Origin of the sequence: Pseudomonas sp. KCJK9016, from assembly GCF_046231795.1 — a bacterium.
Classification (GTDB): domain Bacteria; phylum Pseudomonadota; class Gammaproteobacteria; order Pseudomonadales; family Pseudomonadaceae; genus Aquipseudomonas; species Aquipseudomonas bananamidigenes.
This window is the reverse complement of the sequence record NZ_JBJJMM010000018.1, coordinates 105,446-118,591: the sequence shown is the minus strand read 5'-3', so window position 1 is coordinate 118,591 and position 13,146 is coordinate 105,446. Positions and strand designations below refer to the sequence as shown.

Below are 13,146 nucleotides of genomic sequence, written 5' to 3'. Positions count from 1 at the left end.
CCTACTCCTTGGCGACGCGTTTCATGTCCGCATCCATCATCATGCGGATCAGGGTGTCCAGATCGGTCTTCGGTTTCCAGCCCAGCACGCGCTGGGCCTTGGCCGGGTTGCCGAGCAGCACTTCGACTTCGGCCGGGCGGAAGAACGCCGGGTCGATCTTCACGTAATCGCGGTAGTTCAGGCCCACGTGATCGAAGGCAATGCGGCACATCTCGCGTACCGTGGTGGTGACGCCGGTCGCGACCACGAAATCATCGGGTGTGTCCTGTTGCAGCATCAGCCACATGGCTTCGACGTAGTCCCCGGCAAACCCCCAGTCACGCTTGGCGTCGATGTTGCCCAGGGCCAGCTCCTGCTGTTTGCCCTGCTTGATCCGGGCCGCAGCGTCGGTGACCTTGCGCGTCACGAACTCGATGCCGCGCAGTGGCGATTCATGGTTGAACAGGATGCCGCTGCTGGCGTGCAGGTTGAAACTTTCGCGGTAGTTGACGGTGATCCAGTGACCGTAAAGCTTGGCCACGCCGTAGGGGCTGCGCGGATAGAACGGCGTGTTCTCGTCCTGCTGCTCGGCCTGGATCAGGCCGAACATCTCGCTGGTGGACGCCTGGTAGAAGCGGGTGTGCGGGCTGAACTGACGGATCGCCTCGAGCAGGTGAGTCACGCCCAGGCCATCGACGATGCCGGTGGTCACCGGCTGGTTCCAGGAGGCGGCGACGAAGCTTTGTGCGGCGAGGTTATAGACTTCGTCCGGTGCCGACTGGATCACCGCGCGCTGCACCGAGCAGGCATCGGCCATGTCGCCGTCCAGGTACACGATGTCGGCTTCGACGCCCATTTCCCGCAGGCGCCAGCGTGAATCGCTGCTGCGTCGCGCGACCAGGCCATGAACCTTGTAACCCTTGTCGAGCAACAGTCTGGCCAGATACGCGCCGTCCTGGCCGGTGATCCCTGTGATCAATGCACTTTTTGTCATTCTTGTTTTACTCGCTTCTCCCAGTCGGACAGGATCGCCCGCAGAGATTGTTGTATAGAGATTTGCGGCGTCCATCCTGTGGTCCGGGCAAGCCGTTGATGGCTGCCACGGACGCGACGCTGATCGGCGCGGCGCATGCGCGCAGGATCCTGCACCAGTTGCAGCTCGATCCCGGCCAGATCGGCCAATTGTTCGATGAGGCTGCGGATACTTTGCTCATGACCCGAGCAGATGTTGTAGACCTGTCCCGGCACACCCCTTTCAAGCAGCGCGAAATAGGCCGAGATCACGTCGTCGACGTCCAGAAAGTCCCGGGTGACGTCAATGTCGCCGACTTCCAGTTGCGGACCTTGCAAGCCTTGTCTGATGCGACTGATCTGACGCGCAGCGCTGGCGATCACGAAACTGTCTTTCTGCCCGGTGCCGATGTGATTGAACGGGCGCGCCACCAGCACCGGCCAGTCTTCGCTGAGGCCCCATTGCAGGCAGAGGTGTTCGGCGGAGAGTTTGCTCACCGCGTAGGGATTGCGCGGGCAGGGCGGCTGTTGCTCGGTAATCGGTAGGGCGGCCTCGTCGACCTGGCCGTACACGTCTCCGGAGCTGACATACAGGAACGGGCCTTTGAAGCCTCTCGCCTTGAGGGCCTGCAACAGGTTGAGGGTGCCGAGCAGGTTGATCTCGAAAGTGCGGGCCGGATCGCGGAACGCTTCAGGCACGAAGGTCTGTCCGGCCAGATGGATGACTGCATCAGGCAGTTGCGGCCAGAGGTCGACGAGGCTTTGCGGTTTCGTCAGGTCGTAGGGCGAAGCGGCAGGCAGCAGGTCCCACGCCGAGTCATCGAGCATCAGACGCGACTGGATATGTTGTCCCACGAATCCACCGAGACCCGTGATGAACAGACTTCTTTTCAAACAGCGACCCCTTGGTCTTTAACTCTCACCTTCCCCGCAGGCTTGAGGGGATGTCTGTCAGACCGTGTGCAAGTCGCGGCAGAAAGACGGGTGATGTCGTTGTTGTAGTTGTTTGGTTGCCAATCTGTGCCAATTGCTCGGCAATTTCAACCGGCCAAACCGTGACCGGTCAGTTCTCGTCAGCGTAGCCCGTTTTTTCTCGCCGGGCGGTTCCCGAATCCTGAACGGATGTGTTTAGAATGCCCCTCGTCGCGGTTTCCCGAACGTTGCCGGAGTGACTTCGCAGTTCGGTCGAACTGACCACTAAAACAAGAACGACGACGCGCTTCGGACACAGGACGAATGCCGGCCATGCCGACCCGATCCGATGCCTGGCCGTCATAGCGTGAGGCTGCCGGGATGGCGGTCGCACCGTGGGATGCCATGAATTTCATTCTCTACTCGGATGTCAACGACCGCTCCATCAGCCAGAGTCTGGGGCGTCCCGAATACAGCTATTACTTCGTGCTCAAGGCCTATCGCCCGGTGCTCGAAAGTCTGGGACGGGTGCATGTGGTGTCCACCAGCGCCGAGGTCGATCCCCTCTATCGACAACTGCTCACCGCCGGTGAGAGCTGCGTTTTCCTGTCCTTCACACCGCCGCAGAATACGCCGGCCGATCTTCAATGCCCGACGATTTGCGTGATTGCCTGGGAATTCGATTCGATCCCCGATGAGTCGTGGGATGGCGATTCACGCCAGGACTGGACGCAGATGCTCGCACGGCAGGGACGGGTCATCACCCTGTCTAGCCACACCGCACAAGCCATTCGCCGAGCCATGGGCGAAGATTTTCCGGTGCTGGTATTGCCGACGCCGCTGTGGGAAAACTTCGCGGCCATCCGTGAGCAGCATGTCAGCGCCCCGATCAATACCGGAACGACCCTGGCGATCAAGGGCTGCATTTTCGACAGCCGCACACTGGGGCTTTCTGCCGATGACCTGCTGCCCAAACCGCTGACCGCCGAGCAACTGGCCGAGATCGAGGCACAGCGTCCGCCACCCCTGACACTCAAACGTCGACTGGTCATTGCCCGCCATTACCTGCGTCTGTGGGCGTTGAATCCAAGCGATCAACCCAAGCCCATGGCCCGCGTGAAATATCTGCATCACGGCTACTGGGAAGGGTTGCGCGACCTGATGCCGGACAAAGTCCACGCCTGGCTCGAACGGCGCCTGCCGGATATTGCCGGTCCCCATGAAGTGACGGTAGATGAACCGCCGCCCCTTGAGCTGCCGGACACGTCCTGCGTCGTCGAAACCACGGTCGATGGCGTGATCTACGTCACCGTCTTCAACCCCAGGGACGGTCGCAAGAACTGGCATCAACTGATCACGGCGTTCTGCTGGGCCTTTCGCGAAACCCCTGACGCGACGCTGGTGCTGAAGATCACCCAGAACGATCTGGCGTCCTACTACAGCGAACTGATGACCCTGCTCGCGCAACTGACGCCGTTCGCCTGCCGGGTGCTGGTGATGCATGGCTATCTGGACGATCCGCAATATGCGCGGCTCTATCAGGCCGCCAGTTTTTATGTCAACGCGTCACGCTGCGAAGGCCTGTGCCTGCCGCTGATGGAGTTCATGTCCAGCGGCAAACCGGTGATCGCGCCGGATCACACGGCGATGGAGGACTACATCGACGACTCGGTGGCGTTTGTCGTCCGGTCCAGCGAAGAACTGACAATCTGGCCTCAGGACACCCGCATTATTTACCGCACTCTGCGCTATCGGCCTGACTGGGCTTCGCTCAAACGCGCCTATGAGAACAGTTACCGGATGGCCAAGGCGCAGCCGCAGGACTACCACCGAATGTCGGTTGCAGCCATTGAGCGCATGCACGGCTACTGCGCGTTCGCTCCGGTGCAGCAGCGCCTGGCGGATTTCTTCGGACTTGTGCCAGCGGTTGCCGATACCGCGCCCGTGACGGACAACGCCTCATGCTGATCATCATTCACTCGGAAACCAACCGGCACACGATCGCGCAGAACCTCGGCCGCTCGGAGTACAGCTATTACTTCGTGCTCAAGGAATATCGCCCGGTGCTCGAACGTCTCGGGCGCGTGTTGGAAGTCACCGACCCGGCCCGGGAAGTCGATGCGTTGTATCTGGATTGTCTGGCCCGTGGTGAACCGTGCGTGTTTCTGTCGTTCTCGCCGCCGCACCGCACGCCGATTCATCTGGCATGCCCGACGCTGCCGGTGTTTGCCTGGGAATTCAGCACCATCCCCAATGAGCCTTTCGACAATGAGCCTCGCAATGACTGGCGCATGGTGCTCAAGGCCTGCGGTGCCGCGATCACCCATTCCAGCTACACGGTCAACGCCGTGCGCGAGGCGATGGGCGCCGATTACCCGATTGTCGCGGTGCCGGCGCCGGTGTGGGATCGCTTCGCGGCCCGGGGCGAGCAGCTTCAGGGGCAGCCCTCGACGGGGCCGGTGCGCCTGACGATCAAGGGACTGGTGGCTGACAGTCGCGAGCTCGATCTGAATGCCTTCGGCCCGAAGCATCTGCGCCGTGGCCAGGGTATCGATTTCGGCGCGCCGGTCCGTGAGCAGGAATTGGTGCTGGACGGCGTGGTGTACACCTCGGTATTCAACCCCGGCGACGGGCGCAAGAACTGGGAAGACATGCTCAGCGCGTTCTGCGTGACCTTCCGCGATGTGGAAGACGCCACGCTGGTACTCAAACTCACCCACCACGATGCCGAAGAAGCCCTCAGCGACATCCTTCACCACCTGTACAAAAACCAGTCCTACCGCTGCCGCATCGTGCTGATCTATGGCTACCTTGCGGACGCGGACTACGAGCGTCTGGTGCAGGCCACCCGCTACGTGGTCAACACGTCCTACGGTGAGGGCCAATGCCTGCCGCTGATGGAATTCATGTCCTGCGGCAAGCCGGCGGTGGCGCCGCGCACCACGGCGATGATCGATTACCTGAGCGAAGAGAACGCCTTCCTGGTCCAGTCCACGGAGGAACTGACTGCATGGCCTCACGATCCGCGCAAGGCGTTCCGCACATTGCGCTACATGACCAACTGGGCGTCGGTCTGCGTCGCCTATCGCAACAGCTATGAGGTCGCGAAACACGATCCGCAGCGATATGCGCAAATGGCCGCAGGGGCGGTCAGCAGCCTGCAGGGATTTTGCAGCCAGGCGGTGGCCGAGCGGCGCTTGCGGGTCTTTCTCGCGCAGTTGTTCGAGCACCGGGCCGCTGCAGATACAAAGGTGTCCCGGGCATGAGCGGCAAACGAATCCTGGACATCGAAGTACTGCGAGCGATCGCAGTGCTGGGTGTGCTGATTCATCATATTCAGGGCAGCCTGTTCCCTGACCCGGTGCCGCTGCTTGAAAGGATTCATGCCTGGGCACAGCCGTGGTGGGGCGTTGACCTGTTTTTTGCCATCTCCGGGTTCGTCATCGCCCGCAGCCTGATCCCGGCGCTGCGAGGCTGTTCGACCCGCCAGGAATACTGGGAGCAGACGCGTAACTTCTGGTTGCGCCGGGCCTTCCGTCTTTTGCCGTCGGCCTGGTTATGGCTGGCACTGATGCTGCTGGCGTGCCTGTTTCTCAACCGCTCCGGGGCCTTCGGCACGCTGCACGCCAACCTGCAAGCGACGCTGGCGGGCGTGTTGCAGTACGCCAACTTCCGGTTTGCCGACAGCTTTTTTCATTACGAGTACGGCAGCAGTTTCGTGTACTGGAGCCTGTCGCTGGAAGAGCAGTTCTATCTGCTGTTCCCGCTGCTGATTCTGGTGTGCCGCAAGCATCTGGTCTGGGCGTTGCTGGCACTGGTCACGGTGCAGCTGTTCACCCTGCGCACGCCGCTGCTGATGGTGATCCGCACCGATGCGCTGGCTCTCGGGGTGCTGCTGGCGATGTGGAGCGTGCAGCCGTCCTGGCGGCGCTGGGAGCCGACTTTCCTGCGTCGCCCGTGGGCCGGTGTGTCTGCGCTGATCGTGCTGGCGTTGCTGTTGAGCTACATGGCCACCGACCGCTTCACTTTCGCGCCTTACCGCATAGGCTCGATTGCCGTGCTCGGTGCGCTGCTGGTGTGGATCGCGTCGTACAACCGCGATTACCTGCTGCCGACGGGCAGAGTGCAGCGGCTGATGGCATGGATCGGCAGCCGCTCCTACGGCATGTATCTGATCCACATCCCGGCCTATCAACTGGTGCGGGAACTGATCTTCCGCTTGCAGGGCGCCGGATTGCCCAGTCCTGCCGGGCATCCGGTCGTGACGCTGCTGATTGCCGGTGGCCTGATCGTGCTGCTCAGCGAGCTGAATTACCGTTTCATCGAAATGCCGATGCGCAATCGAGGCGCCGCCCTGGTGCGGCGCCTCGGTACATCGCGCAACGCCGTCCCATCCTCTGGAGCCACCTCATGCTGAGCCTTTTGAAGAAACTCACGGCGCCGACGCCTGCCCTGACTGCGGCGCAGCCTGCTGCCGACAAGGTCGATCCGTACATGCTCGGCCTGCACGACGCGATGCTCAGCGGCTGGTTCAACCAGGAGACCGGCGAGCTGTTCAAAGGCTTTCCGGTGAGCGCCGATGACACCTTGCTCGACGTCGGCTGCGGCGACGGTGGCAACGTGCATTTCTGTGGCATGCGCGGGGCGAAGATCATCATCGCCGACATCGATGCTGCCAAGGTCGAAGCCACCCGCCAGCGCTTGAGCGATACGCCGGCCCGCGGCGTCGAGTGCCACGTCACCGACTGCAACCCGCTGCCGATCGCCGATGGCACCGCCACGCGCGTGGTGTCCACGGAAGTCATCGAGCACGTCGACGACCCGGCACAGTTCCTCGCCGAACTGGTGCGTGTCGGCCAGTCGGGCGCGCTGTACCTGTTGAGTGTGCCGCACCCCAGTTCCGAGGATCTGCAGAAAGACATCGCGGCGCCGGAGTATTTCCAGAAGCCCAACCACATTCGCATCATCAGTGAAGAACAGTTCAAGGCGATGGTCAGCGAGGCCGGTCTGGAGATCATCAGCCATAGCCAGTACGGGTTTTACTGGTCGTTGTGGATGATGCTGTTCTGGGAAGCCAAGGTGGAATTCAGCAATCCGGATCATCCGCTGCTCAATCATTGGGCCGAGACCTGGCAGGCCGTGCTCGACTCGCCGCGCGGCGCGCAGATCAAACAGGCGCTGGATGCGGTGGTGGCGAAGAGTCAGGTGATCATCGCCCGCAAGCCCTGAGTGCTTTTGTGTAACCTTGCAGCCTGATGTCTCAGGGATCTGCAAGGTATGCGCTTTTTCATCGGGTGGTCGGCCCTCGTGGCCATGTTGTCGCTGTGTGCCTGTGAACGTCAGGACACCGTGCCGCTCGATCAGCAACTCTATGTCTGGCAGCGGCAATGGACGCCGGCCCATGAACGTGCCCTGAAGGACAGTCGCGGCGACTTCTCGACGCTTCGGGTGCTGGCGCTGCAAGCGTTCCCGAATGACGGGTGGCGTCGGGCGCGAGTGGATTTCGCGCTGCTGAAACAGGATGCCCGGCCGCTGATCGCAGTGATACGCCTCGACGGCCAGCTCAAGGCGCTCGACCAGCAACAGGTCAAGGAACGGATCCTTCAGGTGCTTGCCGACTGGCAAGAGCAGGGCCTGACACTCAGCGGTGTCGAGATCGATCATGATGCCGGCAATGCGCGACTGCCGGCCTATACCGAATTCCTGGCCCATTTGCGCGGCGTATTGCCGGCCAGCCTGCCCTTGAGCATCACCGCATTACCCGCGTGGCTCGACAGCCCGCAGTTGCCGGCATTGCTGGCGAGCGTCGACAGCAGCGTGTTGCAGGTGCATGCCGTCAGTGATCCGCGTCGCGGTCTGTTCGACCCCGGGCAAGCCCAACGTTGGGCCAGGGCCTGGGGGCGGGTGACTGAAAAACCGTTCTACCTGGCGCTGCCTGCCTACGGGGTGGCGCTGTTACCGGACGTCGGTGGCGCTCCAGTGGTGGAGAGTGAAGTCACATTGGAGCGCAGCGGCCAGCGACGGGAACTGCTCGCCGATCCGCAGCAATCAAGCCGACTGGCCAATGAATTACGCGAGGATCGCCCGGCGCATCTGGCCGGTCTGATCTGGTTTCGCCTGCCGCTGGCCAACGACCGCAGGGCCTGGAGCCTGGACACGCTGCGGGCGGTCGCCCGAGGGGACGCGTTGAGCAGCCATCTCAGCCTGACCTTCACCGAACAGAACGGCCTGCAGGACATCGCCCTGCGTAACGTCGGCAACCTCGACAGCGCCTGGCCCGCTCGCATCACCATCAAGGCCCGGGGTTGCGAAGGCGCCGATGCGCTCGCCGGTTATGCATTGCAACAGACCGCGGATCTGCTTACCTTCACCCGCTTGCGCGACGGTCGATTGCCGGCGGGCGGGCAGCGCGCCATCGGTTGGGCACGTTGCGCAACCATTGATCAAGGAGGTTCGCATGTTGACCCGTAACTGGCCCCGCCATCTGCTGTGCCTGAGCCTTGCCCTGCCGCTGGGATCGGCGCTGGCCTGCGGCCCGGATTTCCCGATGCGTCTGCTCGATGATCGCGGACAATCGCTGGCGGAATTGCCGGAGGGCAACTTCAGATTCGAGATCAGTCGCCTCGGCAAAGCCGTTGCCGGGCTCAAGAACGTCACGGCGGTCACCTACAACCCCGATGCCACCTATGGCGAACCGAATGACCCTGCCGATCAGCGTGAGAAGGCCGAACAGCTCGGGCTGAGCGCGGAACAGCAGGCACTGGTCAAACGTCTGCGCAGCCTGACCGATGCCCGCCAGGCCGAGGAGCAGGGCGCGAGCCTGCCGACGGAGCTGCGTCTGTATGTGGCGGGCGCCGTAGCATTCGGCGCCGGTGACCATCAATTGGCTGTCGAATACTTCCGCCAGTTGCTGGCACTGCCGGCCGAGCAGCGTCCATTGCGTAGTACCTGGGCCGCTTATTCGCTGGGCCGGGCGTTCTTCGCCATGAGCAGCGAAGCCGGTGATGCGCTCGACGCGCTGGAAAACGCCATCGAGGCTTTCCGCCAGACGCGGCAATTGAGTATCGACGGTTTCAGCGATCCGCTGGAGCTGGGCGTGGCCAGCCTCGGCGAAGAGGCTCGAGCGCTACGCACGGCGGGCAGTTGGGACAAGGCCGTCGAACTCTATGCCGCGCAAAATCTGCATGGCTCGGAGGTCGGCTACACCTCGCTGAAGCTGTTGATGAACGATCTGGCCGAAGAACCCGAAGACAGGCTGGAAAAGTTGCTGCGTGGCAAAGCGGTGCAGCAACTGGTGACCGCCTCGCTGATCAGCCGGATCGGCTGGTCGTTCGGCGATGAACCGCCCAACCAGAAGAAACTCATCAAGGCGTTGCAGGACAGCACCCGCGGCAGCCTCGACAACGCTGATCGCCTGGCGGCCATGAATTACCAACAGGGCGATTACGCCAGCGCCAGGGCGTTCCTCGAACACGCCGGCGACAGTGGCCTGGCGTGGTGGTTGCGAGCGAAGCTGGCGGTGCGCGATGGCGATAAAAACGCGGCTGCAGCGGCCTATGCCAAAGCCGCGCAAGCCTTCCCGCAGGACGAATCCTGGGGCGAACGGCGCACGGCTGACTGGAATCTCGAGACCCTGCAGCCCAAGTGTCGGGTCGAGGGTGAAAGCGCGATTCTGGCGCTGCAACGTGGCGAATACCTGCAGGCCTTCGATCAGTTGTATCGCAGCAAGGCCATTTATTGGTTCGACGCTGCGACTGTGGCCGAGCGGGTGCTGACGCTCGATGAGCTCAAACAGTATGTCGATGCCAAAGTTCCTGCGCCGCCTGCGCTGAGTCAGCAGGATCGCGACAATTACGTGCCGCTGCCAGTGGCTGCGAGCCTGCGCAATCTGCTGGGCCGGCGGTTGTTGCGCGAGGGCCGTTATGAAGAGGCCGTCGGGTATTTCGACAATGCCGGTCTGCAGAACAAGGCCCGGCTCTACGGTGAGCAACGCATGCAAGCCGATTCGGCGTGGTGGCCGACCAAACGCGCCAGTGCATTGTTCAATGCGGCGTGGACGGCCCGCGAGTGGGGCATGGACATCCTGGGCTACGAGATGGCCCCGGATTACGCGACCTTCGGTGGCAACTACAGCCTGGAAACCACCGAGCTGAAAGTCGGGCCGCTGGTGAGCGAAGCCGAGGTGCAACGGCAGAAGGCCAGTGAAGCGCAGCCGGACGAGCGTTATCACTATCGTTTTGTCGCCACCGCGCTGGCCAGCCGTGCCGCGGACAACCTCCCTCATACCAGCCAGGCGTTCGCTGCCGTGCTGTGTACGGCTGCCGGTTTCAACAGCAGCGTGCAGGAACAGAAGGCGCTCTATCAGCGTTATGTAAAGGAAGGTCCGTACATGGGCTGGGGTGGCTATTTCGGCCAGCAATGCCCTTACCCGGACTTCGCCAACGCCGACAAACGCTATGTGACACAAGTTGTCGATGCTGTACGCGGAGTGTTGCGACCCTACAAGCGGGCCGTGCAGATCGGCGCCGTCGTCGGGGTGACTGCCATCGCGCTGGTGATCATTACCCGTCGCCAGCGCAAGGCCCGCAAAACCTAAGCCTGCTGGACGAACGTCAGGCGTACGGCAAAACCGATCAACAGGCTGCCGAACAACCACTGTTGCACCCGTCGGGCCGTCGGGCTGTGTTTCAGCCAGCGGCCCAATGCGCTACCGAGCAAGGCATAGGCGCTGTCGAACAGCAATCCGGCGGCCACCAGCATCGCGCCGAGCGCCGCGAATTGCCTCAACACCGGCTCGCCATCCGCCACGATGAATTGCGGCAGCAGGACCGAGCAGAACAGCAGGGCTTTGGGGTTGAGCAGGTTGGTCAGCAGGCCGCGACGGATCGCTGCGCGCCACTGGCCATGGCTGTGCGCCATGGTGTCGGCGTGGAGGTCCGGCAGCAGCGTGGTGCGCAGGCACTGGACACCGATCCACAGCAGGTACGCCGCCCCGGTCATTCGCACCGCATCGAACGTCCATGGCGCCGCCTTGAACAGCGCCGCCAGCCCCAGTGCCGCGAGCGCTACATGACAAGCCCGGGCGATGGCCAGACCTGCCGCCGTGGCGAGCGCTGCAGCGCGCCCCTGACGGGCGCCGGTCTGCAACAGCAGGATCATGTCCGGGCCGGGCAGCAGATAGACCACCGCCAACGCCATGAAAAACAGCCAGAGACTCGCCATGTCGCACCCCTTTCGTTGTCGATTCGGTGCAACCAGTCTATGGCCGAGGGGCAGGGCAGGTGCTTGCGTAGTTGGCTTCTAAAGCTGTCCGGATTGGCATAACCTGCTTTCTTTTTGCGGTTAAACCATCAGGATCTGCCAACCATGAAACTCGACGCCTTTGATCGCAAGATTCTCGCCGCGCTGCAACGGGACGGGCGCCTGAGCAACGTGCAACTGGCGGACGAGATCGGCTTGTCGGCATCACCGTGTCTGCGTCGGGTGCGGATGCTGGAAGAGGCGGGGGTGATCCGCGGTTATCAGGCGAACCTGGATCGTGACGAAGTGGGGCTGGGGCTGACGGTGTTTGTCGGGGTCAAGGTCGAGCGGCACAACGATGAACAGGCCGAGGCGTTTCACCGGGCGGTGACTGCGTTGCCGGAAGTGATATCGGCGTTTCTGGTGTCCGGAGAATCGGACTTTCTGTTGCAAGTCGTGGTGCCGGATCTGCGCGCCTATGACCGTTTTCTCACCGGTTGCCTGTTGAAGCTGCCGGGTGTCAGCGATATTCGCAGCAATTTTGCGATTCATACCGTGAAAACCCCAGGGGCTTTGCCGCTGGGGCATTTGCCGTCCTGATACTTACATCTGCGTCGCCATGCCCTCGACATTCATCGCCGCCTGACGCAACGCTTCGGAACGGGTCGGGTGAGGATGGCAGGTCAGGGCGATGTCCTCGGCCGATGCGCTGAATTCCATGGCCACGCAATACTCGCCGATCATTTCGCTGACGCTCGGACCCACCAGATGCACGCCAATCACTTCGTCGGTGTGCGCGTCGGCGAGGACTTTGGCAAAACCTTCGGTTTCGTGATTGATCTTCGCCCGGCTGTTGGCGGTGAAGGGGAACTTGCCAACCTTGTAGGCCCGGCCTTCGGCCTTGAGCTGCTCCTCGGTCTTGCCGACGCTGGCCAGCTCCGGCCGGGTGTAGATCACGTTGGGGATCAGATCGTAGTTGACCTCGCCCGCCTTGCCGACGATCTGCTCGATGCAGGCCATGGCTTCATCTTCAGCCTTGTGGGCCAGCATCGGTCCTGAAGTGACATCGCCGATTACCCACACGCCCGGCGCTTCGGTGCGATGGTTCTTGTTGGCGAGCATGCCGCGTTTGTCGGTGTGCAGGCCGACGTTCTCCAGCCCCAGGCCCCGGGTATAAGGGCGACGGCCGATGGCGACCAGCACGTAATCCGCTTCCAGCAGCTCGGCGCTGCCGCCGGCGGCCGGTTCGATGCTCAGTTGTACACCGTTGGCCGAGGACGTGGCGCTGGTGACTTTTGAGCTCAGTTTGAACGTGATGCCCTGTTTGCTCAGTGAGCGTTGCAGGGTCTTGCCGGCTTCGCCGTCCACGCCCGGGCAGATGCGGTCGAGGTATTCCACTACCGTTACCTGCGCCCCGAGCCGCCGCCAGACCGAACCCAGTTCCAGGCCGATGACGCCGGCACCGATCACCACCAGATGTCTGGGCACTTCGCCCAGGGACAGCGCGCCGGTGGAATCGAGGATGCGCTGGTTGTCGATTTCGACGCCGGGCAGGGGCGTGGGCTCGGAACCGGTGGCGATGACGATGTGGGTAGCGGTCAGTTCAATGCGGCTGCCCTGATTGCCGGTCACGCTGACTTTTCCGGGGCCGTCGATGTGGCCCCAGCCCTTGATCCAGTCGACTTTGTTCTTGCGGAACAGAAATTCGATACCTTTGGTCAGCCCGGCGACGCTTTCGTCCTTCTGCTTCATCATCTGCGCGAGGTTGAGCGTCGGTTTGACCTCGATGCCAAGGTTGGCAAATTCCCCACCCGTTGCAGCGTCGTACAGTTCGGACGCGTGCAACAACGCCTTGGACGGCATGCAACCGACATTGAGGCAGGTCCCGCCCAGCGTGGCGCGGCCTTCCACGCACGCGGCCTTGAGGCCCAACTGACCGGCGCGGATCGCTGCGTTATAACCGCCGGGCCCGCCGCCCAGAATCACTACGTCATAGTTGCTCAT

Annotated in this window: 11 protein-coding genes; 7 read left to right on the top strand and 4 right to left on the bottom strand. The window is 62.5% G+C overall.

Annotated elements, in window-relative coordinates; translation table 11 throughout:
• Window position 1: 1 nt before the first annotated feature.
• Complete coding sequence (gene gmd, locus ACK6BI_RS18750; protein ID WP_065260922.1) at window positions 2-973, bottom strand: GDP-mannose 4,6-dehydratase; 972 nt, start codon at window positions 971-973, stop codon at window positions 2-4.
• On the bottom strand, window positions 970-1,884 hold the full coding sequence (locus ACK6BI_RS18745; RefSeq protein ID WP_409318214.1) for a GDP-mannose 4,6-dehydratase: 915 nt from the start codon (window positions 1,882-1,884) through the stop codon (window positions 970-972). Before ACK6BI_RS18745 ends, gmd begins: the two co-directional genes overlap by 4 nt.
• 423 nt (window positions 1,885-2,307) lie before the next feature.
• Here ACK6BI_RS18745 and ACK6BI_RS18740 point away from each other — a divergent pair, with 423 nt between their 5' ends.
• The 6 genes from ACK6BI_RS18740 to ACK6BI_RS18715 are packed head-to-tail and all read left to right on the top strand — an operon-like array spanning window position 2,308 to window position 10,498.
• Window positions 2,308-3,870: a glycosyltransferase gene (locus tag ACK6BI_RS18740; RefSeq protein WP_409318213.1), complete on the top strand. Its 1,563-nt coding sequence runs from the start codon at window positions 2,308-2,310 to the stop codon at window positions 3,868-3,870.
• Window positions 3,864-5,168, top strand: a complete 1,305-nt coding sequence (locus tag ACK6BI_RS18735; RefSeq protein ID WP_409318212.1) for a glycosyltransferase — start codon at window positions 3,864-3,866, stop codon at window positions 5,166-5,168. The genes ACK6BI_RS18740 and ACK6BI_RS18735 overlap by 7 nt, the downstream gene beginning before the upstream one ends.
• Entirely contained in the window at window positions 5,165-6,319 is a 1,155-nt protein-coding gene (locus tag ACK6BI_RS18730; protein ID WP_409318211.1) for an acyltransferase family protein, read from the top strand. The genes ACK6BI_RS18735 and ACK6BI_RS18730 overlap by 4 nt, the downstream gene beginning before the upstream one ends.
• Entirely contained in the window at window positions 6,313-7,131 is an 819-nt protein-coding gene (locus tag ACK6BI_RS18725; RefSeq protein ID WP_409318210.1) for a class I SAM-dependent methyltransferase, read from the top strand. Before ACK6BI_RS18730 ends, ACK6BI_RS18725 begins: the two co-directional genes overlap by 7 nt.
• A 48-nt stretch (window positions 7,132-7,179) precedes the next feature.
• Window positions 7,180-8,373 (top strand): DUF3142 domain-containing protein, encoded by a 1,194-nt coding sequence (locus tag ACK6BI_RS18720; RefSeq protein ID WP_409318209.1) that lies wholly within the window; start codon window positions 7,180-7,182, stop codon window positions 8,371-8,373.
• On the top strand, window positions 8,360-10,498 hold the full coding sequence (locus tag ACK6BI_RS18715) for a hypothetical protein (protein WP_409318208.1): 2,139 nt from the start codon (window positions 8,360-8,362) through the stop codon (window positions 10,496-10,498). Before ACK6BI_RS18720 ends, ACK6BI_RS18715 begins: the two co-directional genes overlap by 14 nt.
• On the opposite strand, the gene ACK6BI_RS18710 is transcribed toward ACK6BI_RS18715, so the two are convergent.
• Window positions 10,495-11,124, bottom strand: coding sequence for a LysE family translocator (locus tag ACK6BI_RS18710; protein WP_409318207.1), 630 nt, complete (start codon window positions 11,122-11,124; stop codon window positions 10,495-10,497). The two genes, ACK6BI_RS18715 and ACK6BI_RS18710, sit on opposite strands and share 4 nt — an antisense overlap.
• 144 nt (window positions 11,125-11,268) lie before the next feature.
• On the opposite strand from ACK6BI_RS18710, the gene ACK6BI_RS18705 reads away from it, so the two are divergent.
• Window positions 11,269-11,742 carry an Lrp/AsnC family transcriptional regulator gene (locus tag ACK6BI_RS18705; protein ID WP_007954205.1) on the top strand — a complete coding sequence of 158 codons (474 nt, stop codon included), beginning with the start codon at window positions 11,269-11,271 and terminating at the stop codon, window positions 11,740-11,742.
• A gap of 3 nt (window positions 11,743-11,745) precedes the next feature.
• On the opposite strand, the gene lpdA is transcribed toward ACK6BI_RS18705, so the two are convergent.
• Window positions 11,746-13,146, bottom strand: coding sequence for a dihydrolipoyl dehydrogenase (gene lpdA / locus ACK6BI_RS18700; protein ID WP_409318206.1), 1,401 nt, complete (start codon window positions 13,144-13,146; stop codon window positions 11,746-11,748).